This window comes from Catenulispora yoronensis, assembly GCF_039531695.1.
Classification (GTDB): Bacteria; Actinomycetota; Actinomycetes; order Streptomycetales; family Catenulisporaceae; genus Catenulispora; species Catenulispora yoronensis.
The window spans coordinates 128,737-151,964 of record NZ_BAAAQN010000004.1 but is presented as its reverse complement, the minus strand read 5'-3'; the positions used below and the strand labels follow the sequence as shown (position 1 = coordinate 151,964).

General features: G+C 71.6%; 18 protein-coding genes. 9 read left to right on the top strand and 9 right to left on the bottom strand.

Going from position 1 to position 23,228, the window contains the following annotated elements:
- The first annotated feature begins 13 nt into the window (after nt 1–13).
- The 3 genes from ABD481_RS04730 to ABD481_RS04720 all read left to right on the top strand — a co-directional run bounded on the left by ABD481_RS04730 (nt 14) and on the right by ABD481_RS04720 (nt 1,983).
- Nucleotides 14–916, top strand: a complete 903-nt coding sequence (locus ABD481_RS04730; RefSeq protein ID WP_344664263.1) for a hypothetical protein — start codon at nt 14–16, stop codon at nt 914–916.
- A 76-nt stretch (nt 917–992) separates the two neighbouring features.
- Entirely contained in the window at nt 993–1,577 is a 585-nt protein-coding gene (locus ABD481_RS04725; protein WP_344664262.1) for a TetR/AcrR family transcriptional regulator, read from the top strand.
- Nucleotides 1,578–1,635: 58 nt separating this feature from the next.
- Nucleotides 1,636–1,983, top strand: a complete 348-nt coding sequence (locus tag ABD481_RS04720) for a hypothetical protein (RefSeq protein ID WP_344664261.1) — start codon at nt 1,636–1,638, stop codon at nt 1,981–1,983.
- On the opposite strand, the gene ABD481_RS04715 is transcribed toward ABD481_RS04720, so the two are convergent.
- The 5 genes from ABD481_RS04715 to ABD481_RS04695 form a co-directional block, all read right to left on the bottom strand.
- On the bottom strand, nt 1,963–3,594 hold the full coding sequence (locus tag ABD481_RS04715; protein WP_344664260.1) for a Na+/H+ antiporter: 1,632 nt from the start codon (nt 3,592–3,594) through the stop codon (nt 1,963–1,965). The genes ABD481_RS04720 and ABD481_RS04715 overlap by 21 nt on opposite strands.
- A gap of 125 nt (nt 3,595–3,719) precedes the next feature.
- Nucleotides 3,720–6,491 (bottom strand): cellulose binding domain-containing protein, encoded by a 2,772-nt coding sequence (locus ABD481_RS04710; protein WP_344664259.1) that lies wholly within the window; start codon nt 6,489–6,491, stop codon nt 3,720–3,722.
- Between the two features lie 125 nt (nt 6,492–6,616).
- Entirely contained in the window at nt 6,617–8,440 is a 1,824-nt protein-coding gene (locus tag ABD481_RS04705; protein ID WP_344664258.1) for a glycoside hydrolase family 6 protein, read from the bottom strand.
- 74 nt (nt 8,441–8,514) lie between these two features.
- On the bottom strand, nt 8,515–11,388 hold the full coding sequence (locus tag ABD481_RS04700) for a glycoside hydrolase family 48 protein (protein ID WP_344664257.1): 2,874 nt from the start codon (nt 11,386–11,388) through the stop codon (nt 8,515–8,517).
- A gap of 164 nt (nt 11,389–11,552) precedes the next feature.
- A complete protein-coding gene (locus tag ABD481_RS04695; RefSeq protein ID WP_344664256.1) occupies nt 11,553–12,569 on the bottom strand; it encodes a LacI family DNA-binding transcriptional regulator in 1,017 nt (338 codons plus the stop codon).
- A gap of 308 nt (nt 12,570–12,877) precedes the next feature.
- On the opposite strand from ABD481_RS04695, the gene ABD481_RS04690 reads away from it, so the two are divergent.
- Nucleotides 12,878–14,434, top strand: coding sequence for a cellulase family glycosylhydrolase (locus ABD481_RS04690; protein WP_425559113.1), 1,557 nt, complete (start codon nt 12,878–12,880; stop codon nt 14,432–14,434).
- A 208-nt stretch (nt 14,435–14,642) separates the two neighbouring features.
- Nucleotides 14,643–14,885 carry a hypothetical protein gene (locus ABD481_RS04685; protein ID WP_344664254.1) on the top strand — a complete coding sequence of 81 codons (243 nt, stop codon included), beginning with the start codon at nt 14,643–14,645 and terminating at the stop codon, nt 14,883–14,885.
- Nucleotides 14,886–14,972: 87 nt separating this feature from the next.
- On the opposite strand, the gene xylB is transcribed toward ABD481_RS04685, so the two are convergent.
- Entirely contained in the window at nt 14,973–16,448 is a 1,476-nt protein-coding gene (gene xylB, locus ABD481_RS04680; protein WP_344664253.1) for a xylulokinase, read from the bottom strand.
- A complete protein-coding gene (gene xylA, locus ABD481_RS04675; protein ID WP_344664252.1) occupies nt 16,445–17,614 on the bottom strand; it encodes a xylose isomerase in 1,170 nt (389 codons plus the stop codon). The genes xylB and xylA overlap by 4 nt, the downstream gene beginning before the upstream one ends.
- A gap of 82 nt (nt 17,615–17,696) precedes the next feature.
- On the opposite strand from xylA, the gene ABD481_RS04670 reads away from it, so the two are divergent.
- Nucleotides 17,697–18,950: an ROK family protein gene (locus ABD481_RS04670; RefSeq protein WP_344664251.1), complete on the top strand. Its 1,254-nt coding sequence runs from the start codon at nt 17,697–17,699 to the stop codon at nt 18,948–18,950.
- A 25-nt stretch (nt 18,951–18,975) separates the two neighbouring features.
- Here the strand turns inward: ABD481_RS04670 and ABD481_RS04665 are convergent, their stop codons facing one another.
- A complete protein-coding gene (locus tag ABD481_RS04665) occupies nt 18,976–19,470 on the bottom strand; it encodes a GNAT family N-acetyltransferase (RefSeq protein WP_344664250.1) in 495 nt (164 codons plus the stop codon).
- Entirely contained in the window at nt 19,467–20,375 is a 909-nt protein-coding gene (locus ABD481_RS04660) for an NAD-dependent protein deacetylase (protein WP_344664249.1), read from the bottom strand. Before ABD481_RS04660 ends, ABD481_RS04665 begins: the two co-directional genes overlap by 4 nt.
- 93 nt (nt 20,376–20,468) lie before the next feature.
- Between ABD481_RS04660 and ABD481_RS04655 the strand changes: the two genes are divergently transcribed.
- The 3 genes from ABD481_RS04655 to ABD481_RS04645 are packed head-to-tail and all read left to right on the top strand — an operon-like array spanning nt 20,469 to nt 23,106.
- On the top strand, nt 20,469–21,236 hold the full coding sequence (locus ABD481_RS04655; protein ID WP_344664248.1) for a response regulator transcription factor: 768 nt from the start codon (nt 20,469–20,471) through the stop codon (nt 21,234–21,236).
- A 3-nt stretch (nt 21,237–21,239) separates the two neighbouring features.
- Nucleotides 21,240–22,685, top strand: coding sequence for a sensor histidine kinase (locus tag ABD481_RS04650; protein WP_344664247.1), 1,446 nt, complete (start codon nt 21,240–21,242; stop codon nt 22,683–22,685).
- 46 nt (nt 22,686–22,731) lie between these two features.
- Nucleotides 22,732–23,106: a hypothetical protein gene (locus tag ABD481_RS04645; protein ID WP_344664246.1), complete on the top strand. Its 375-nt coding sequence runs from the start codon at nt 22,732–22,734 to the stop codon at nt 23,104–23,106.
- Nucleotides 23,107–23,228: the final 122 nt, after the last annotated feature.

Here is a 23,228-nt window from a genome sequence, read left to right as displayed (position 1 = left end):
AGAAAGGACCCCGATGATCCATCGTCTGCGCACGCCGTGGCGGCGGAGGCCGGCCGTGGCCGGCGCCCTGCTGGCGCTGGCCGCCCTGGCGCCGATGGCGGCCCCCGACGCGGCCGACGCCGCCGGCTGGACCCGGTTGCCGTCGTACCAGACCTGGACCGCGTTGACCGCGCTGGCGCGCGGGCAGGGTGTGTCCACCGACGGCACGTACTACTACTTCTCGGGCACCAACTCGCTGGACAAGGTCACGATCAGCGGGCTGAACGACGTGAAGACCACGTTCGGCGCGATCCCGGCCGCCCTGGCCGCGACGTACGGCTCCAACCACATCGGCGACAACGACAGCTACGGCGGCTACGTCGTGGCGCCGATCGAGGACGGCAGCAACTACCAGCATCCGCTGCTGGCCCTGTTCAACGCCTCCGACCTGAGCTACACCGGGCGCTACGTCCAGCTGCCGCTGAACCTGATGCCCGGCGGCGTGCCGTGGGTCGCGGTCGACGCGGCGGCGGGGCTCGTCTACACCGCGCCGTGGAACCAGGACGCCGCCTCCGGCAGCGACCACCTGGTGGCCTACAGCCTCCACGACCTGCTGACGCTGCCCGCCGGCGCGGCGCTGCCGGTGGTGCGGACGGTGAAGCTGTCGCAGCCACTGAGCCGGATCCAGGGCGCGAAGATGTGGCGCGGGCAGCTGTGGGCGTCGGCGGACCTGTCGGGGAACAAGTCGGTGTGGACCGTCGACCCGGCCACCGGGGCCACGGCGTGGCAGTTCGCGCAGGACGTGCAGCCGAACGACGAGGTGGAGGGGCTGGTGGCGCTGGACCAGGGGGCCGGCGGCGGACAGCTGCACATCCTGAACGTCGGCTCGGGCTGGAAGTCGATCTTCCTGTACTTCCAGCACTACGCAGGGAGCTGACCGTCCCCAAGATCGAAACGGTGTCGTACACTTCTCTCGATGTGTACGACACCGTTTCGATTTTCGGGGGTGCTCGATGTCTGACGGACCCGAACCCCGCACCCGCGCCCAGAAGCGCGAAGAGGCCATCCTGCTGGCGACCATGGCCCTGCTCGCCGAGGTCGGCTACGACCGCATGTCGATCGACGCCGTCGCCGACCGGGCGCAAGCCAGCAAGGCCACGATCTACCGCCGGTGGCCGGGCAAGGCAGAGCTCGTCGGCGAGGCCGTCCGCCGCTACGCCCGGTCCACCGCCGCCCCGCCGCCGGAGACCGGCAACCTCCGCGAGGACCTGCTCGAAGTCCTGCGATCCCTGCGCGCCGGCCTCGCCGGCCAGGACGCCGCGCTGATCCTGGGCCTCCTGCTCGCCATGCGGGACGACGCGGAACTGGCGCGAACAGTGCGGCAGAACGTCCTGGACCACAAACGCGAGGTCTTCACGGCCGTGCTGGCGCGCGCCGCCGCCCGGGGCGAGATCCCCGAGCACACGGACCACGCGCTGCTCACCGAGGTCTGCTCCGCCGTGCTGGTCAACCGGCTGCTCGTCACCGACGAGCCCTTGGACGACGCGTTCATCGAACGCTTCGCCGACACCGTGCTGCTCCCGGCGCTGCATGCCTGACAGCAGCGCGGCAGCAGCCTGACAGCGGCCTCATCACCTCGTTATAAGGATTCGCACCATGTTCCAGACCATCACCCTCGGCTTCCTCGGCGGTGTCATAGCCGGCAATGCCCTTCCTCACTTCGTGCGCGGCATCACCAAGCGGCGCTACCCCTGTGCCCTGGGGAACGGCCCGGTCCCCAATCTCGTCGCGGGGTGGTTCGGCCTCGTCCTGGGCGGCTGGCTGCTGATCGCGGCGCACCTGGACCGGCACCCGGTGCCGGCGGCGGCGGGCGTAAGCGTCGGGGTGCTGCTCATCGGGCTTTTCCATGCCGGACCGGGTGCGTTCGGCCGCCCGGAGCCGGATGGTGCGAGCGGTGCGGGTGGCACAGCCGGTGCGGCCGGGTCACACCAGCTCGTCCCGTGACAGCCGGACCTGCTCGATGTCCAACCGGGCCTGGATCTGCCGCAGCACCGCGTCGTCGATCCGCCCTTCATGCCGCAAGCGGATGACGGTGGCGCGCTTGTTGTCCAGCAGCGCCAGGCGGATCTCGCGGTACTGACTGTCGATCTGCCGCAGCCGCTCGGCGGCGTCGGCGTCGGCCTCGCGGTCCTCGTCGGCGTCGTCGTCATCGGAGCCCCCGAGGCCGCCGCCGCTGAACTGCTGCATCCGGGCGTGCTTCTCGAACTCGCGCGCGACCATGGCGACCACTTCCGGCGGGGTGCCCAGCGCGTCGGCGATCTCCGGGAGCGCCGTGATGGCCTCCGCGGTGGCGGTCTGGTTGGCCATGCGCCGTTCGTCCTGGATGACGGTGTCCTCCGGCAGGTCGGCCCACCGCACGACCGGCGGCAGCGCGAACGCCTGGAGCATCAGGGCCGCGATCACGCCCGCTGTCACGAAGATGATCACATCGCGGTCCGGCAGCGGGGCGCCGCCGTGGACGGTCACCGGCACGGCCAGCGCGGCGGCCAAGGACACCGCGCCCCGGAACCCAGACAGCCCGGTCACCACCCGGAAGCGATGGCTGACGCGGCGTCCGCGCTGGCTGGGGCGACGGTCGAGCGCGCGGATGGCGTAGATGGTCACGAACTGGAAGACGAAGCGGGCCGCGATCAGCACGACGCTGACCACCGCGACCATCGCCAGCGCCCGCGCGAGGTCGAAGCTGGTCAGCCCGCGCACCGCGGCCTGCGACTGAAGGCCGACGAGGACGAACAGCGCCCCGTTGAGGACATACGTGCCCAGCGACCAGAATCCCTGCGAGATCAGGCGGACCGCCGCCGTCCCCACGCGCGGGCCGAGCTGGCTCATGATCAGGCCGCAGGTCACCGCCGCCAGCACTCCCGAGGCGTCGAGCGCCTCGGCGAGCAGGAACGCGGTAAAGGGGATCAGCAGAATGGCGACGTTCTGCAACATCGGATCCGCGACCGCCTTGCGCACCTGCGCGCCGGCCAGCGCGACCACCACCCCGGCCGCGACACCGCCGACGTAGGAGCGCACGAACAGCAGGCCGACGTGCACGCTGCTGAAGTGCTCGGCGCCGATGGTCACCGAGACCGCGACCCCGTAGACCACCAACGCCGTGCCGTCGTTGACCGAGCTCTCGGCCTGTGCCAGGTCCAAGGCCTGGCGCGGCAGCACCCGCCCGAGCGCGGCGACCGCCGTCGCGTCGGTCGGTGCCAGCGCCCCGCCCAGGATCCACGCGGGCCCCCACGGCACGCCGAACGCGTGCGCGACCACGGCGACCGCACCCGCGGACAGGATCACCAACAAGGTGCTCATCAGCACCAGCCCGCGCAGGCTGCGACGGATCGCGCGCAACGAGCTGTTGAGGGCCTCCCAGTACAGGAGCGCGGGAAGGAAGACCAGCAGCACCGTGTCCGGCGGCAGCTCCACGGCCCGCAACTTCGGCACGAAACCCCACAGCACCCCGGCGGCCAGCATCAGCACCGGCGGCGCGATGCCGAAGCGGCGTCCCACCACCCCGCTCACCAGCACCGAGGCGCCGATGACGACGATCACCGCGAGCGCGAGCACCCGGCGCCTCCTTGGGATGGGTGGCCTGCTGGGTGCTGATCTTAGTGCGAGGTATCGGATATTCACGGCATATCGGAGCGGTCTGGCCACGGGGCGGGGACGGCTTGCATCCCCGCCCCTGCCGCTCAGGTGCAAGCGACTCCGTTCACTGAGAAGGCGCTCGAAGGCGGATCAGTGTCGTTCGAGGTCCAGGTCCCTTGGAACCCGAACGAGGTGGATGCCCCGGTAGCCACGGTGCCGTTGTAACCCATGTTCACGGCCGTGGCGACGTTGCCGGTCTGCGTCGCGGTAGCGTTCCAGGCGCTGGTGATCTTCTGGTCGCCGGGGAACTTCCACGACGTCGTCCAGCTGCTCCAGGCGGCCGAACTGGTGTTGGTCAGGGTGACATTCGCAGTGAAGCCGCCGCCCCACTCACTCGCCTTGGCATAGACGACATGGCAGCCCGCACCCGAGGACGGCGTCGTCGAAGGTGAGGAACTCGGAGGGCTGCTGGAGGAGCTGCTGCTGGAGGGACTACTGGAGGAGCTGCTCGAAGTGCTGGAAGTGCTGGAAGTCGAGCCCCCGGTCAGGTCCCCATACACAATCCCCCTACCGTTCGTCCCCACATATACCCGTCCGTAGATCCGCGGGTCTCCGGTGATCGCGGCGCCGATGTTGCCCCACTGGTGCTGGTCGTCATTGATCCGCACCCAGGACGCGCCGTAATCGTCCGACCGGAAGATGCCGCGCGTGCCGCTGATCTGGGCGATCGTGTAGAGCGCCTTGTTCGTGCGGCCCGGCGCCGAGGCCCCGAACCCGATGTTGTCGGCCTGTGCAACGTTCGTCAGCTTCGTCCATGTGGCGCCGGAGTTCGTGGAATGCCAGAGCCCGTACGCGCCCGAGGTCGAGCCGCCGGCCAGCCACAGATCGCCCTCGGTGCCGGGTACGGCGTGGAAGGACGCGCTGCCGCTGGAACCGCTGGGCAAACCGGTCGCGGCCGTGGCGGCGAAGGTCTTGCCGCCGTCGGTGCTGATGTAGAAGGTGCCAGTCGCGTAGGAGTACCCGTAGAACTTCTTCGGGTTCACCCGGTCGCTGCGGACCTGCGCACCGGCGGGAATGCCCGTCGAAGCGGTCCAGGAGCTGCCGGAGGTGGTGGTGGAGCTGACCGCCGCCCCGGTCGGCGACCAGACGCTGGCGCTGCCGTCGGCGGCCATCGCGACCGTGCCCCCGGCCGTGACGCCGGAGGGCTGGGCCGACGCCGTCCACCAGTCGGCGCCGTTGTCGGAGGAGAAGGCCGCGGAGTTGACCGTGGAGCTGCCGTCGCCGACGCGGACCACGTCGTTCGGGTTCGACTCGGCGTAGTCCAGGCTGGTGGAGGTGCCCCAGTTCGGGCTCTGGTACATGAGCGGCGGCACCTTCGTCAGGTCCGTGTGCCGGAAGCCGTCGACGTCCCCGAGCGCCGAGAGCAGCGGCGCGCCGGACGGCGGCGACACCAGATCGGTGACGGCCGTCTCCTCGATGCCCTGGGCCATGACCGAGATCTTGACCTTCGCGCTGCCGCTGTCCCAGGCGGTCAGGTTCGTCGTCCCGTAGAGCGTCGCGCCGGTGCCGTACATCATCCGGTCGCTGTTGAACGGGTCGATCGCCAGCCCCTCGGACATCCACCCCAGCTTGGGCGTCTCCTCCGGCGGCGACGGGTTGTTGCCCCAGGACAGCCAGGGCGAGGCGGTGACGTCGAGCGTGTATTTGTCCACGCGGGTCGGATAGCCGTTGTAGGCCCACGCGTTGGTCCAGGTGCCGCCGCCGTCGGTTGAGCGATAGATATAGGTGTCCGGCCACCAGGAACTGTAACCCGTCACCATGATCGTGTTCGGGTGCTGATGGTCGATGGCGAGCCCGGCGTAGCCGTAGTAGTCGTTCGAGGTGTCGCTCGACTTCACCGGGCTGATCTGGGTCCAGGTGTTCGAGGCGATCGTGTACTTCCACACGTCGCCGGACCCGCCGTCGTACGGACCGCCCTTGTTGCTGGTGGTGATGTAGAGGTTGGCGCCGGTGGGATCCACCAGGCCCTTGTGGGCCAGGAACCCGGTGGGCTGGTTGGCGACCCGGGTCCAGGTCGCGCCGGCGTCGGTCGATGCGTAGACGGTGTTCTGGAGGTCCGCGACGCCGACGAAGATGGTCTTGGTCGGCGTGTTCGCGGTGCCGGCCGCCTTGTCGAACGCCACCCAGGTCACGCCCTGGTTGTCGGCGAGGTAACCGGTGGTGTCGGTGGAGTCCTGCACGTAGTTGCCCACGTTGGGGAACGCGGTGACCTGGGCCCAGGTGACCCCGTAGTCCGTGCTCCGCCACAGGCCGTGGCCGCTGGGCATGCCCATGTAGAGGACCGCGTCGTCGTTGGGGTCGACCATCAGCCGCTCCCCCATGCCCCGGCCGGGCATGTTGCCGCCGAGCTTGAACGGCAGGGCGGTGGCGGTCCAGGTGGCGCCCTGGTCGGTGGAGCGCAGGATGGCGCCGTTGTTCGGGTCCCAGCTGTTCGTGTACATCCCGACGGCGGCGTAGACGCGGTTGGTCTGCACCGGGTCGGCGGCGATCGAGACGATGCCCTGCTGGTTCCAGTTGGTCCAGCCGACCCAGTCGGTCAGCGGCGTCCAGCTGCCCGAGCCCTGGTTCCACCGGTACATGCCGCCGATGTCGGTGCGCGCGTAGATCACGTTCTGCGCGCCCTCGTTGAACACGATGTCCGGCACGAATCCGCCGCCGACGATCGCGGCGTTCCTCCACGTGTACCCGGACGACGCGGCCGCCGTCGCGGTCGCTGCCGCGGGACCCGCCAGCGTGGCGCTGACCGTCCCGAGTCCCAGCGCGGCCAGGGCGGCGCCGAGCACCGCGGACAGGCCGTTCTTCCAGCTTCTTCGCATGACGCTCCTGGTTGGGGTGACCACAAGGGCCCGGTGCCAGACGGCACCGGGCCCGGTGAGACGTTCAGTACTCGGTGATCAGCACTGGCCGATCAACACACGGCGATGGCCGATCACCTCGCCGATCACATCGCCGGGTAGGCGTTGGTCACCTCCTGCTGGAACTCGGCGGCGAACCACTGCCCGGCGGGCACGTCGTAGCCGGGAATGGAGCCGGTGGAGTACGTGCCGCCGTTGCCGTCGGTGTTGGTGCCGGCCGGGTCGCAGTGCGGGTCGCCGTGCGAATGCGAGGCGCTCGGGTAGTCGCCGTCGGACTCACCCGGAGGCTTGATCCAGACGAACGCGATGATGTGGTTGCTCGCGCCGTAGGGCTGGACGGTCGGGCGCGCGCCGATGCCCGCGCCGTTCTGGTTGCACCAGTCGCCGCGGAAGGAGCGCTGGTCCACCTTGTTGGCCGCGACGTAGCTGTCGACGGTCGTCGGGGAGGAGTTCAGCGCAGTCGGCCGGCTCGGGCCGCCCCAGCCGTTGCGGGAGGTGTCGATCAGCATGCCGATGTTCGGCGAGAAGCCCTGGCCGGTCAGCTGCGTGTACATGGCCTGGTCGTAGCTGTACTCGTCGAAGTACGGGTTGTACTGGTAGAACTTGGCCGAGTCCAGCGGGTTCCCGCCCACCTGGAGCGTGGAGTTCGGCAGGAACGGCTCGGTGGTCGGCGTGTAGTTCGCGGTGTCGGAGATGAACCCGTCGACGCTGGCCACTCCGGCGGTCGTGGCCTTGGCGACCTTGGCGAACTCCTGCGCGGCCGGTCCCATGTTCGAGGACCAGCCGAGCCACGCCGAGTGCGCGATGTCCACGTAGTTGTAGACGTTCGAGATCGCGTGCAGCTTGTTCAGCGCGTACTCGACGCCGGTCTCGTAGAACGGCGTGGCGGTCTGGCACGCGGGCTTGCTCTGGTTGGTGACCGCGTTCGGCAGCGAGTCCGGCTCGATCACCGCGACGACGCGGATCCCGGCGTACTTCGGGTTGGCCAGGATCGTGGCGATCGGGTCGATGTACTGGCTCTCGTACTGGGTCAGGCCCGCCGCGGTGGCCGGGATCTCGCCGTTGGAGGCCAGCGCCGCGCAGTCCCGGCCGGGCAGGTCGTAGATCACGACCTCGAACACGATCGGCGTGTTCGGCTTCTGCTGGGCCAGCGCCTGGTCCAGGTGCCATTGCAGGCCGTGGTGCACGGTGTCGCCGGTGCCGGTGATGGCGGCGATCCGGTCCATCCAGACCGCGGTCTGGTAGCCGGCCATCTTCGCCTCGCTGGCCGCCAGCGTGGGGTTGGCGCCCTGGTCGGCCGCGACCTGCGTGTTGACCTCGCCGGTGTAGTCCGGGCTGAGGTACTGCGAGGCCCCGACGAACGGGTTCACCACGTGCCCGCCGCCGCCGGAGGACGGCGTGGTGGTCGGCGTCGTCGACGGGGTCGTCGGCGTCGTGGTGGGGGTGGTCGTCGGCGTCGTGGTGGGCGTCGTCGACGGGGTGGTGGTCGGGCCGGTCGAGGGCGTGGTCGGCGGCACGGTGCCGGAGCACGTCACCCCGTTCACCGCGAACGACGTCGGGGCCGCGTTCGTCCCGGAGTAAGTGAAGTTCGCCGCCGGGGTCACGCTGCCGCCGCTGGCGACCGCGCCGTTCCACGACAGGCTGGCGACCGAGACGTTCTTCCCGGACTGCGTCCAGGTGCCGTTCCAGCCGCTTTGCAGCGCCTGGTTGCCGGCGTAGGCGTAGGTCAGGTTCCAGCTCGTCCAGGCCGGGCCGTTGTTGGTGATGACGACCTGTGCCCCGAAGCCGCTGCCGGAGTCCCAGGTCGTGGAGTACACCGCGGTGCACCCCGGGGTGGTGGCGGCGCTGCTGCTGGTGGCGGTCAGGGCCGCGAAGCCCCCGGCCACCGCCATCGTCAGGCCGGCCGCCACAAACGCGCTGGTCAGTCTGCGTGCTGGTCTCTCGTTATGTACAGAGTCCTGGTTCAAGGTTCTCTCCTGTCTTCTCAGACCCCGAACAACTGGCCGTAGACCGCCTGCGCCATGGCGGCGTCGGACTGCGCCCAGAAGCGGTGGTAGGTGAACGACGGCGCGGCGCCGCCGTTGAGGTAGGTCTGCACCTTGGAGAAGCTGGGGTCGCTGGTGTACCAGGGCCGCAGCTTCAGGAAGGTGTTGGTGCTGGAGGACACCGTGTTGCCGGCCGGGTCCTTGCCGGTCCAGCCCGGCGGGACGTAGAGCCCGGCGTGCGTGGAGGCGTCGTACGTCTGGCCGAACCGGCTGTAGTCGGTGCGGGTCTCGGGCGTGGCGATGCCGAGGGAGTCCTGGTCGTTGCCCCACATGACGTCGAGCAGGTTCTTGGCCAGGGCCTGCGCGGTGGTGTCCTTGGCCTTGGCGGCGTAGTAGGACAGGGTCTTGGCCAGCGCGGAGGCCACGCCGACGTCCTGGCTGTAGTCCTTCACCGCCACGTGCAGGTTGGTGTTGGCCTGCGGACTGCTCGGGTTCCAGGTGTTGGGCTGGCCGGTCCAGGTCAAGGTGGACGGGATCTGCCAGCCGCCGGTCGCGGTGTTGACGGTGACCAGGGGCTCGACCCAGGACACCCACTTGCTCAGGATCGACCCGACGGTGGCGTCGCCGGTGGCGTAGTAGTACTCGGCGAAGCGCTCCATCGACCAGGCCTGCATGCCGAACCAGTTGTTGGACGGCGGGTCGTGGTAGACCGGCTCCCAGTCGTAGTACATGCCGTAGAACGTCGGGTCCCCGGCCGGCGGGGTGCCGTACTGGCCGTTCCAGCTGTTGGTGGCGCCACCGGCAATGCCGCCCTCGGAGGATTGGAGCCACTGGAAGAACTCGGTCTGCCGCTTCAGGCTGGCGGTCCAGTCCGCGACCGCGGTGGCGCCCTTGGGGGCCTCGGCGGTGTCGGTGGACAGCGCCCACGCCGCCATCGGGTTCTGATATCCCTGGGCCGCCGCGCCGTCGCCGATGCGCCAGGCCCACGAGCCGGAGGTCGACAGCGAGCCGCCCCAGGCGTAGTACCAGCCCAGCAGGTAGTCGTCGCTGCTCTTGCCGGTGCCGCCGGGGCAGCTGCTCGGCGAGGTGCAGTTCCCGATCTGCTTGAAGTACTTGTCGAACATCGAGTAGCGCAGGTAGTCGCCCATCTTGCCGGCCTTGGCCACGGTCGCCGTGACCTGCGACTCCTTGCCCTGCGCCTTGGCCCAGGTGTCGGCCCAGTACGCGGCCTGCACCGTGCGCGCGTCGGCGTCCGGGGCGTCGGTGAACTTCCACTGCGCCGTGCCGGTCCCGGAGATGAACAGGTCCAGGTAGCCGTTGGGGCCGCCGTACTTCAGGTTGTCGCAGGTCGGCTGCGGGACGGTCTCCCAGACCGACTCGTCGGCGCCGCGCTGGTAGGAGTTGATGTAGGACGGCTTGCCGGTGCTCGGGCCCAGCTCGCAGCCGCCGCCGGGGGTGTCGCCGTAGCCGTACTTGTTGTCGACGTCCTCCAGCCAGTGCATGCCGTAGATGTCCGAGGTGCCGTAGGCGGCCTGGAGCTCGGCGGCCAGCGGGTCCTGGCCCGAGGGCACGGAGCTGTTGATCGCCACCGGGTACTGGTCCGGCTGCGGCTCCTCGGGCGCGTACTGCGCCGGGGAGCTCGGGTTGTACGCGCTGTTCGTGGGCTGGTCCGCGTGCGTGGGGATCATGTACTGCTCCATCAGCGCCCACGCGGCGTTGAACTTCGTCCAGTCCCCGGAGATGTTCCCGTACATGGACTGCAGGTAGATGTCGTAGCTCCAGGCCTCCGAGGTGGTCTCGTGGCCGTAGTCCGGGGCTTCGACGATCAGCGTCTCGACCGAGTGGTACGGGATGCCCAGCGAGTTGAAGTACCCGTTGGCCGGGTTCATGATCTTGTTGTAGAGCGTCATGAACCGCTGCTCGTAGGCGCCCAGCGCGCCGGTCTCGGTGACCACCGCGGCGCCGGAGGTGTAGCCGGTGGCCGTGGAGGTGAACGTCGCGTTGCCGGTCCCGGTGGCGTCGGCGGTGATGGTGACGTTCTGCGGAGTCGACCAGTTCGCCGGCGTGAAGGTGAGCGTCCCGCCGCCGGTGACCGACAGGCCCGTGTTCCCGGCGGTGCGGGCCGTGGTGACGGTGACGTTCGCGGCCGGCGCCGAGGACAGGCCGACCGCCAGCGTCCCGGTCCCGCCCTCGGCCACGCTCAGCGCGTTCGGCGTGACCGTGACCGCGGGAGCCCCGGTCACGGTGATCCCGACCGGCGCCGAGGTCGACGCCGCGCCCTGGCTGTCGGTGGCCTTGGCGGTGATCGAGTACGTCCCGGCCGCGGCCCCGGTCCACGTGCACGAATACGGTGCGGCCGTGGCCGTGCAGACCAGCGTGGTGCCCTGGTAGAACTCGACCTTGCTGATCGTCGCGCCGTCCGAGGCCGAGGCGGTGGCCGCCATCGGGACGGAGGCCGGCGCGGTGTAGGAGGCCCCGGCCGCCGGACTGGTCAGCGCGACGGCGGGCGGGGTGTGGGCGCCGTTGCAGGTGGTTCCGTTGATGGTGAAGGTGGTGGGTGCGGGGTTGGTGCCGGTGTAGGTGAAGTTGGCGGCGGGGTTGACGGTGCCGCCGGCGGTGACGGTGCCGTTCCAGGCGGCGTTGGTGACGGTGACGGTTTTGCCCGACTGGGTCCAGGTGCCGTTCCAGCCTGATTGCAGGGTTTGGTTGCCGGTGTAGGAGTAGCCCAGGGTCCAGGTGGACCAGGGGGTGGTCCCGACGTTCTTCACCACGATCGAGGCACCGAACCCGGAACCCCAGTCACTGGTCACCGAATACGACACCTGACACTGCACGGTCGCCGCGCGGGCGGCCTGCGGGGAAACCGCGATCATGCCGATACCGAGCGCCGAGGCCAGGGCGAGCGCCAGGGCCCGCAGCCTCCTCGGTCTCGGTCTCGACGTTCTCCGGGGTCTGTTCACTGGTTCGCTCGGTCCCTTCTGGGCAGGGCGGAATAGCCGCCGCGCGGGGTACGCGGCGGACGTTCGAGGGCTGGTGGTCAGGCGGAGTCGCGGATCACCAGTTGGGTCGGGAAGACCGTGTGCGCCGGCACGTCGGCCACCCCATGGATGTGGCGCGTCAGGTGCCGCGCCATCGCCGCGCCCATCTCCTCCACCGGCTGGCGCACGGTGGTCAGGCGCGGATCGGTGTGCGCGGCCAGCGGCGCGTCGTCGAACCCGATGACGGCCACGTCGTCCGGGACGCGGCGCCCGACCCGCCGCAGGGCGCGCAGCGCGCCCAGGGCCATCAGGTCCGACGCGGCGAACACCGCGTCCAGCTCGGGCTGGTGCTCCAGCAGCTGGAGCATGGCGTGCTCGCCGGAGGACTGGGTGAAGTCGCCGTAGAGGACCAGCCCTCCGGTCCCGGCCTCGGCGATGGCGTCGCGGTAGCCGTCGCGCCGGTCGGCGCCGACCGCCATGTCCGGCGGCCCGGCGATGGACACGACTTGTTTACGCCCCGCGCGCAACAAATGCCGCACTGCTTCCCGCGCGCCGGATCGGTTGTCGGCGTCCACGTACGGCAGCCGGCACGGCGGCGCGCTGCGGCCGGCCACCACCGTCGGCACGTTCATCGCCTGCAGCGTCAGGCCCAGCGGGTCGCGGTCGTGGGCGTTGATCAGCATCACGCCGTCCACCACGCCGCGCGCCAGATAGCGCTCCACCAGCGGATGGTCGACCGGGCCGCGCACCACGAGCAGCACCAGCTGGATCTCGTCGGTGCGCAGCTCGCGGCCGGCGCCGAGCAGGATCCGGGAGAAGTAGGGGTCGGCGAACAGCCACTGGTCGGTCCCGCAGACCACCGCGGCGATGGAGCTGATGTGCTCGTCCCGCACCGCGCGGGCGCGCTGGCGGACATAAGCCAGCTGCGAGACCGCGTCGTGGACCCCGGCGCGCGCCGAACGGCTGACCTTCGCGGTGCCGTTGAGCACGCGGGAGGCCGTCGCCGGCGACACTCCGGCCAGGGCGGCCACGTCGGCGAGGGTGGGGCGGGTTTCGGGGACCGTGGGGCGAGACATCGGGCGGGTTCTCCTTCGGTGGCGTCGTGGAGCCCCTCGGCGGTGAACGCCGGGTGTCGAGCAGCTCACAGAGTGGGGTGAGAGCGCTCTCATGAAAGGTCGTCTCGGGACCCGTACTTGTCAAGGGCCCGGGTCCGGGTGCGGGCGCGGCCCCGGTCAGGTCCGGCGCGGGGGCCCGCGCCCGGTGAAACTTTCACGGCGCCGTCGTGGTCGCCGGGTTCTGCGACACCTCGGCCTTGCCGGATCGCTGCGCACGTTCCTACGTTCCGCGCGATGTATCACCAGTGTGAAGGAGGGCCATGACGGCCATGTCCACCCCCTCGAACCCCCCGAGCCGCGGCAGGCGGCTGAGATCGGCGCTGGGCGCGGTGACCGGTGCGGCCCTGGCGGCCGGCGCCGGGACCGCGGCGGCGCTGATGCCGGGCGCGGCGCACGCGGCGTCGGCGGTGCAGTGTCAGGTGTCGTATTCGGTGACCAGTGACTGGGGTTCCGGGTTCGGTGCCTCGATCGTGGTGAAGAACGTCGGGACCACCCCCTGGTCCACCTGGACCCTGGGCTACTCCTACACCGGCAACCAGACCCTGCAATCAGGCTGGAACGGCACCTGGACCCAGTCGGGCAAAACCGTCACCGTCACCAACGCCGCCTGGAACGGCACCGTCACCGCCGGCGGCACCGTCAACCCCGCCGCCAACTTCACCTACACCGGCACCAACCCCGCACCCACCACCTTCACCATCAACGGCACCACCTGCAACGGCTCGACGCCGCCGCCGACGACGCCGACCACGACGCCGAGCACCACTCCCAGCACTCCGCCGTCCACGACGCCGAGCTCCACTCCCCCGCCGACCGGCGCGCCGGCGCTGCACGTCGCCGGCAACCAGCTGGTGGACAGCACCGGGAAGATGTTCGTGCCGCACGGCGTGAACCGCTCCGGCGCGGAGTTCGCCTGCGTGCAGGGCAACGGGATCTTCGACGGCCCGGTCGACGACACCTCGGTGGCCGCGATCGCGGCGTGGAAGGCCAACATCGTCCGGGTGCCGCTGAACGAGGACTGCTGGCTGGGCGCCTCGAACGTGCAGGCGCAGTACGGCGGCGCGGCGTATCAGAGCGCGATCGAGAGCTTCGTCAGCACGCTGCACAAGCACGGCCTGGCGGTCATCCTGGACCTGCACTGGACCGACGGCGTCTACACCGGCCAGTCCTCGGCCTGCTCGGTGGCCACCGCGACCTGCCAGAAGCCGATGCCGGACGCCGCGAACGCCCCGGCGTTCTGGTCCTCGGTGGCCACGGCGTTCAAGAACGACCAGTCGACGGTCTTCGACCTGTTCAACGAGCCCTACCCGGACTTCGCCGCCGGGTTCAACAGCGCGCTGGGCTGGAGCTGCTGGCAGAACGGCGGCTCCTGCACCGGCATCAACTACCAGGTCGCCGGGATGCAGTCGCTGGTGAACGCGGTGCGCGGCACCGGCGCGGCCAACGTACTGATGCTGGGCGGCGTGGCCTACTCCAACGACCTGAGCCAGTGGCTCCAGCACAAGCCGAACGACCCGCTGAACAACCTGGCGGCGTCGTGGCACTCGTACAACTTCAACTCGTGCTCGTCCTCCTCATGCTGGGACTCGCAGGTGGCGCCGGTGCTCGCGCAGGTGCCGGTGATCGCGGGCGAGATCGGCGAGAACGACTGCGGACACTCCTACATCGACACCCTGATGTCCTGGCTGGACGCGCACCACACCGGCTACTCGGCGTGGACGTGGAACACCTGGGACTGCTCGTCGGGTCCGGCGTTGATCAGCGCCTACGACGGAACCCCGACCAATTTCGGGGCCGGGTACAAGGCCCACCTGGCCACATTCTGAGTCGAGGCCGGTACCAGTCCGGACTCAGCTCGACGGCCGCGCGCCGCCCCGCCGGAACAAGCCGCATCAGGCCCAGCGGGGCGGCGACAGACCGGATCATGGACGAGGTACTCACCGGCGGCATCACGAACGCGGGCGCCGTCGGGCTGGGCGCGGGCCGCGAACAGCTCACTTTCGTGGCCGGCGAGGTCATCGACTTCGGGTCCCGATGCTCGACCCCGCGACTCTCGCCGACGGCTACGGGATGTCGGCCGAGGAACGAGCCGAGTTGCTCGACGTCATCAAGGAGGTGACCGACGTCGAGCGCGCGGAAATCGCTGCCCGGCTCGAAGGCGGCGACGCGGCCTCCGTCAAAGCGTTCCAAGCCCACGGCGGATGGGCTCCCTGGGACCGGTTGCAAACCTGGCTGGCGGATCAGCGGGCGACTTTCCTCGCCGCGCTGGTCCGGTAACCGTCGGCAAGAGCGCGCGGGCCCAGCGAAAAGCGGCGCCGCCCGGGGGGTTGGGCGACGCCGCAGCCTTACAGTTTCTCAGGGTACTTAAAGTGCGCGGTCTCGGCATTCCCGATAGCGCTCCCGCAGCCAGGGCAGCGGTTGGTCCTCGAACAGCTCCGTGTCGGCAGCCTCCCAGCGGGGCGGCTCGGCACCGCCGCTCAGCAGCCACGCAGCCTGCGCCGCGGCGCCGTTCGCCACGTACTCGGCCGGGGCCGGAACCAGCACCGGGCGGCCGAGAATCGCCGGGGCGATGGCCCGGACCGCCTCGCTGCGCGCGCCGCCGCCGATCAGGAAGACCCGGCCGGGACCGTCGCTCAATACGCCCAGGCCGGTCAGCGCGTCGAGGCCGTCGGCCAGGCCGCAGAGCATGCCCTCGACGTACGCCCGCGCCAGGTGCGCCGGTGTGGAGTTGGCCAGGCGCAGGCCGTGGAGTTCGCCGGAGGCGTCGGGCCGGTTGGGTGTGCGCTCGCCCTCCAGGTAGGGGATGAGCGTCAGCCCGTCGGCGCCGGCCGGGGCCGACAGTGCCAGCCGGGACAGCTCCCCGGCGCTGACCCCGAGCAGCGCCCGCCCCGCGTCCAGCACCCGCGCCGCGTTGAGCGTGCAGACCAGGGGCAGGAAGCGTCCGGTGGCGTCGGCGAAGCCCGCGACGGTGCCGGTGGGGTCGGCGGGCGGGGTGTCGCAGACCGCGAAGACCGTGCCGGAGGTGCCGATCGACACCACGACGTCCCCGGGCCGCACCCCCAGGCCCAGCGCGGCGGCGGCGTTGTCCCCGGCGCCCGCGGCCAGCATCAGCGGGTCGGTCTCGGCCAGGCCCAGGCGGGCGCGCGCGGAGCCGGCGTTGAGCAGGCCGGCGGCGGCGAAGCCGGTGGGCTCCAGGACGCCGGCCCGCTCGGTCGGGCCCAGCACCCGCGGCACCAGGGGGGTCCGGCGGAAGGCCTGCTCCAGCAGGTCGGTGCGGTACTGCCCGGTGGCCGGCGACCAGTAGCCGGTCCCGGAGGCGTCGCTGCGGTCGGTCGTCAGGGTGCTGATGTCCCGGCCGTCGGTGAGGCGCCAGGTGAGCCAGTCGTGGGGCAGGCAGACCGCGGCGGTGCGGTCGGCGTGCGCCGGCTCGTGGTCGGCGAGCCAGCGCAGCTTGGTGGCGGTGAAGGACGCCACCGGCACCGTGCCGACCGCCTCGGCCCACTCCTTGGCGCCGAGCTCGGCGACCAGGTCGGAGGCGGCGCGCGCGGAGCGGGTGTCGTTCCACAGCAGCGCCGGGCGGACCACCGAGCCGTCGCCGTCCAGGCACACCATGCCGTGCTGCTGGGCGGCGATCGACAGGGCCGCGACGTCGCCCAGGCCCCCGGCCGCGGCGGCGGCCTGGCACAGGGCGTCCCACCAGGCGGCGGGGTGGACCTCGGTGCCGTCGGGGTGCGGGGCGGTGCCGGTGCGGACCAGCGCCCCGGTGTCGGCGTCGCGGATCACCACCTTGCAGGACTGGGTCGAGGAGTCGACCCCCGCGACCAGGCGTGGTGTGCTCACCGGGCGCCGGTCAGGTGCTCGACGGCGAGCTGGGTCAGGTGCACGAAGCCGGCGCCGCGGGCGCCGACGGCGTCGGGGTCGAAGTCCTCGAAGGCGCCGCGGTCGGCCAGCAGGTCGGCGTAGGTCTCGCCGGCGGCGAGGGTGGGGGTGGCCAGCTCGGCGACCTGGGAGGCGGCCAGCGCGGCCTGGACCTCGGGGTCGGCGCGGAAGGCGGCGGCGCGCTCCTTGAGCAGCAGGTAGGTGCGCATGTTGGCGGCGGCCGAGGCCCACACGCCGGTGATGTCCTCGGTGCGGGCCGGCTTGTAGTCGAAGTGCCGGGGGCCCTCGTAGCCGCCGTTCTCCAGCAGGTCGACCAGGAAGAAGGCGTTGAGCAGGTCACCGTGGCCGAAGACCAGGTCCTGGTCGTACTTGGCGCCGCGCTGGCCGTTGAGGTCGATGTGGAACAGCTTGCCGTGCCACAGCGCCTGGGCGATGCCGTGGACGAAGTTCAGCCCGGCCATCTGCTCGTGCCCGACCTCGGGGTTCAGGCCGACCATGTCGGCGTGCTCCAGGCTGCCGATGAAGGCCAGGGCGTGGCCGATGGTGGGCAGCAGGATGTCCCCGCGCGGCTCGTTGGGCTTGGGCTCCAGGGCGAAGCGCAGGCCGTAGCCGCGGTCGGTGACGTAGGCGGCGAGGGTGTCGATGCCTTCGCGGTAGCGGTCCAGGGCGGCGCGCACGTCCTTGGCGGCGTCGGACTCCGAGCCCTCGCGGCCGCCCCAGAAGACGTAGGTGTCGGCCCCGAGCTCGGCGGCCAGGTCCAGGTTGCGCATCACCTTGCGCAGCGCGTAGCGGCGCACGTCCCGATCGTTGGCGGTGAACGCGCCGTCCTTGAACACCGGGTGCTTGAACAGGTTCGTGGTGGCCATCGGGACCTTCAGGCCGGTCTCGTCCAGGGCGGCCTTGAAGCGCTCGATGTGCTTGGCGCGGTCGGCGTCGTCGGCGCCGAAGGGGATCAGGTCGTCGTCGTGGAAGGTGACGCCGTGGGCGCCGAGCTCGGCGAGCCGGTGCACGGTCTCCACCGGGTCCAGCGCGGGGCGGGTGGCGTCGCCGAACGGGTCCTGGGCCTGCCAGCCGACGGTCCACAGGCCGAAGGTGAACTTGTCTGCGGGGGTGGGTGCGGTCGGCATCGGGGGCTCCTGTCACACGGCTGTCGCACGGCGGAATTGTTCAATGGATGAACTTATGGAGCGGCTGTGGCATTGTCAAGGCATGCCCTCCGCCGATCACCGCCCCCCGCCGGCCCGCCAGGGGACCATCCGCGAGACGAACCTGGCGCTGCTGTACCGGCTGATCCTGGACGCCCCCGCCCCGGTGTCGCGCGCCGCGCTGGCCGCCGCGACGGGCATGACCCGCGCCACCGCCTCGACGCTCGCCGACGCGCTGCTGGCCGCCGGCCTGGCGGCCGCGGTCGCGCCGCCGCCGGCGGCCTCGGCCGGGCGTCCGGCCGCCGGGCTAGTGGCGGCCCGGACCGGACCGGCCGGCCTGGGGCTGGAGGTGAACGTCGACTACCTGGCGGCGTGCGTGGTCGACCTGTCCGGGACGGTGCGTGCCACGGCGACCCGGCACGCCGACCAGCGCGGACGCGAGGTCGGGGCGGTGCTGGCGGAGCTGGCCGATCTGGCCCGGGAGGTCGCGGTGCCGGGGCTGACGCCGGTCGGGACCGCGCTCGCCGTGCCCGGGCTGGTGCAGGACCCGGTCGTGGCGGTGCCGGGGGCGGTGCCGATACCGACCATCCAGCGCGCGCCGAACCTGGGGTGGCAGGACGTGGAGGTCACCGATGAGCTGCGCAAGCTGCTGCCGGGCACTCCCCTGCCGTTGGCGATCGGAAACGAGGCGGACTTCGCGGCGCTGGCCGAGGCGCACGCGGAGACGGCGCCGGTTCTGTGCGCCTCCGCGGGCCTCGTGAATGAGGGTCCTGGGAACACCGGCGTCGCAGCGGCCGTGGATCGATCGGCTCAGGAGGGCGCGGCGACGCAGACGGCTGATTTCCTCTACGTCTCCGGCGAGATCGGCGTCGGCGCGGGCATCGTGCTGGGCGGCGAGGTGTTCCGGGGCGCGCGGGGCTGGGCCGGCGAGATCGGCCACGTCACCGTCGAGCCGGGCGGGGTGTTGTGCCGGTGCGGGGCACGCGGCTGTCTGGAGACCGTCGCCGGCTTGGAGGCCCTGCGGCGCTCCGGCGCGGCCGTCGCGGCGGCCGCCCTGGGACGGGCCATCGCGGCCGCGGTCAACCTGTTCGACCTGCCCGCGGTCGTCCTCGGCGGCGTCTACGCCCGGCCCGACCTGGCCGCCGAGCTGGTGCCCCGGGTGGCCGCGGCGCTGGCCGAGCACGTCGTCTCGGCGGCCTGGGCTCCGGTGACGGTGCGCGCGTCGCGCTGGGGCGAGGCCGCCGCCGCGGTCGGCGCGGCGACGGCGGTGGTCCGGCAGGTGCACGCCGACCCGGCGGCGTGGGTGGGGATCAGCTAGCGCCCCGGTGCGGAGAACCGGGTCACTAGCGGCGGTCCGTCAGCGCCGAGGTGCCGAGTTCGGTCAGCGCGTCCCCGGTCAGGCGCATGGTGGTCCACTCGTCCTGGGGAACCGCGCCGAGCGACTTGTAGAACGCGATCGACGGCTCGTTCCAGTCCAGGACGCTCCACTCGACGCGGGCGTAGCCGCGCTCGTGCGCGATGCGGGCGAGCTCGCGCAACAGCGCGGTGCCGTGGCCGCCGCCGCGCGCCGCCGGGCGGACGAACAGGTCCTCCAGGTAGATGCCGTGCGTGCCGTTCCACGTCGAGAAGTTCAGGAAGTAGACGGCGAAGCCGACCACGGCGCCGGTGACGTCGTCCTCTGCCATCAGCGCGTACACGGCCGGCCGCTCCCCGAACAACGCCGATCGCAGCTGCTCGTCGGTGGCCTTCGCGGCCTCCGGCTCCCGCTCGTAGTCAGCGAGTTCGGCGATCAGGGTACGGATCATCGGGACGTCGGCCGGGACAGCGGTTCGGATCATGGAGCCAGGATAGGCGGCGCCCGGTGGGCGCCGACGCGCGCCACCAGTTCCTCCAGCGCCACGCCCAACGGCGCCTCGATCAGCGTGGTGGCGTAGCGGTCACCGCGGGTCAGGCCCTGGTTGACGATCACGACCGGTTTGCCGGCCTCGGCGGCGCGGCGCACGAAGCGCAGGCCGGACATGACGGTCAGCGAGGAGCCGAGGACCAGCAGGGATCGCGCGTCGTCGATCAGGGCGCGGCAGCGGTCGACGCGGGGCTTGGGCACGTTCTCGCCGAAGAAGACGACGTCCGGCTTCAGCACGCCGGTGCCGCAGGCGGTGCAGTCGACCGGGCGGAAGCCGCGGACCGCGCTGTCGGCCAGGTCGACGTCGCCGTCCGGGTTGACGCGGTCGGCGACGCCGGCGAAGGCCGGGTTGACGGCCTGGAGGCGCCGCTCCAGCTCGGTCCGGGCGCTGAGGTCGCCGCAGGTCAGGCAGATGACGCGGTCCAGGCTGCCGTGCAGGTCCACCACCTCCGGGGCGGTGCCCGCGCGCTGGTGCAGCCCGTCGACGTTCTGCGTGATCACGCCGCTGACGTGGCCCGACGCCCGCAGCGCGGCCACCGCGCGATGGCCGTCGTTCGGCTGCGCACCGGTCATGGCCCGCCACCCGATGTGGCTGCGCGCCCAGTAGCGCTGCCGGGCCTCGGCGCTGCCGGCGAAGTCGTCGTAGGTCATCGGCGTGTGCTTGCGCAGCGCCCCGGAGGCGCCGCGGTAGTCGGGGATGCCGGACTCGGTCGACAGCCCGGCCCCGCTCAGCACCACCACGCCGCCCCCGGCCAGCAGGTCGGCGGCGGCGTCCAGGCTGGTCGTCCGCGGGAACTGCTCGCCGGTCGGCTCCCAGGTCAGAGTCGGTCTCATGCGCACCACACCACAGTAAGCACCGGACGGCGCCGGTTTCATCCCGGCGGGTCGCCAAGGCCGATCACCGGCGCCCCCGGCAGCGGCTAAGCTCCCGCCATGACCTGGCGGCTGCTGGTGGTGGACGACGATCCGGCGGTGCTCCGCGGCCTGCGCCGCGCCCTGGGCCTGTCCGGTTTCGCCGTGGAGACCGCGGCGGACGGCGGCGCGGCCCTGGCGCTGCTGGCGCGGGGCGGCGTGGACGCGGTGGTGCTGGACGTGTCGATGCCCGGCCTGTCCGGGGTCGAGGTCGTGCGCCGGCTGCGCCGCCGCGACGACGACGTCCCGGTGCTGATGCTGTCGGCGCTCGACGACGTCGCCGACCGGATCGCGGGCCTGGCCGCCGGGGCCGACGACTACGTGGTCAAACCGTTCTCCACCGCGGAGCTCGAACTCCGGCTGCGGGCCCTGCTGCGGCGGGGACGGCCGGTGCCGCACGGCGTCGCGGCGGCCTGCGGGCTGGTGCTCGACACCGAGGCCCGCACCGCGACGGCCGGCGGCCGGGCGCTGGAGCTGACCCGCCGCGAGTTCGACGTGCTGGAGGTGCTGGTCCGCAACGCCGGTGCGGTGTTGACCCGCGACCAGCTGCTGGATCGGGTGTGGGGCTACGACTTCCAGGTACGCTCCGACGCCGTGGACACGGTGGTCAGCTATCTGCGACGCAAGCTGGAGGCGGATGGACGGCCGCGGGTGCTGCACACGGTGCGGGGTGTCGGGTTCGCGCTGCGCGGCGAGGTGGATGTGGATACGGATACGGGCACTGCGATACCTGCGGACGCGCACGCGCACGGTGCGATACCGGCGAACGTGCACACGGACGGCTCCTGACCGATGAAACTGTCGACCCGCTTCGCCTGGATGTCGGCGGCGATGCTGCCTGTCCTGGTCATCGCCGCCGGGGCCGCTCTGGTCCCGTGGGAGAGCGCCGACCTGCGGGCCGAGCGGGACACGCACCTGCACGCCCGCGCCCAGCTGCTCCTTCCGCAGGCCGGCTCGCTGGCCGCGCAGAGCGCCGACCCGGCGTCGCGGGTGCGAGAGGCGTTGCAGGCCCCTGACGACGCGGTCGTGCTGGCGGTGCCCGGCTCCGCCGACGTGGCGGTCGGCGACACTCCCCCGGCCGCCCGGCTGCCACTGGCCGACGGCTGGTTCTCGGTCCGCGACGGCGCCCGGACCTGGCGCGGCTATTCGGCCTCTGATACCGCGTCCCGCACCCGCGTCTGGGTCGTCGAGCCGGAATCGGTGCTGAACGCCAAGGTCCGCAAGCTGCGCGGGCGGGTCTGGCTGATGGCGGTGATCGTCTCGCCGGTCGCGTTCGGAGTCGGGGCGCTGATCGGGCGCCGCAGCATCAGGCCTCTGACGGTGCTGCGGAACCGGGCGGGCCGGGTCAGCGCCGGCACCGGGGCCCGGATCGACCTGCGGACCGGCGTCGAGGAGGTCGACGCGGTCGCCGAGGTGCTGGACGCGGCCCTGGCCCGCCGGGACGAGCAGGAGCGGCAGACGGTCGAGGCCTGGCAGGCCGCGCGGTCGTTCGCCGCGACGGCGGCGCACGAGCTGCGGACGCCGCTGACGGCGGTGCAGACGGCGCTGGACGTGCTGGAGCACCCGGGGGCGGACGCCGAGGACCGGGGCGCGGCGCTGGCCGACCTGCGGGAGGCGCACACGCGGGTGCTGGGGCTGCTGGAGGTGCTGCGGGCGCTGTCGCGCGCCGAGCTGACGCGGCCGGAGTCGTTCGTCGCGGTGGACCTCGCGGAACTCGCCGAGACTGCGCTCCACGCCGCGCGCGGGCGGCACGCCGGGGTGCGTTTCGAGATGCAGGGGAACGTGGCGACCGGCTCGGAGGCCACGGTCGGGGCGCCGGCCGACGCGGGGATGCTGGTCGGGTGGGCCGACGGGCTGCGCATGGTGCTGGACAACTTGCTGGACAACGCGGCTGTGCATGGTTCGGGCGGCGCTGGTGGCTCGGGCAACTCGGGCGGCGCACATGGTTCGGGCAGTTCGGGCCGCGTGGTGCTCGGCGTTTGGCAGAAGGCTGATGTGCTCGCGGTGACGGTCGACGACGAGGGCCCGGGCATCGCTCCTGAGGTCCAGGCTCGGCTGTTCGAACGCTTCAGCAAGTCGGGGTCGAGCGCCGGGTTCGGGCTGGGTCTGACGATCGTGGCGCAGGTCGTCACGCTGCACGGCGGGACCGTCGAGGCCGGGGTGGCGCCGCGAGGGCGTGGAGCGCGATTCACGGTGCGGCTGCCGACGTCACAAGGTTTTCCCAAAGTCTCCTCCTAGCGTCGGTCACGAACCGACCCAGTGAAGGGGGAAGACCATGTCACGCATGACCTCGACGGCCGCCACGATGGCGTTGACCGCCGCTTTGTGCATTGGCCCGGCAGCGGCAGCCGACGCCGCCGGCTCCGGTAACCTACGCACCGCCGCCGCGCATGATTGTCAGCTCATCAACGACCTGCGACCCGTCGTCGGCGACCTGCTGGCAACGGTCGACGGCGACGCGGCGACGCCGGGTTCGGTGGCGTGGCTGAAGGCTCAGGCGGCGCGGGCGACGGCAGCGGGGCGGCCGAAGGTCGCGGACTGGCTGAGCAAACGGGCGGCGTTGCGGCAGGAGCAGGGCACGGTACTGGAAACGCGGCAGCAGTTGTTGGCCGACGGGGTGGCGTGGTGCAAGGCGCATGGGTTTGGGGAGTCGGCGTGAGGGCGGGGAGCGCCGAGGGAGATGTGGCTCGGAACATCGAACACTGTGTCCCGCCGGGCATTGAGCGGCGCGTTATGCGAAGCATTGCTGCGGTGTGCGTAGTCGCGGTACTGACCGGGTCG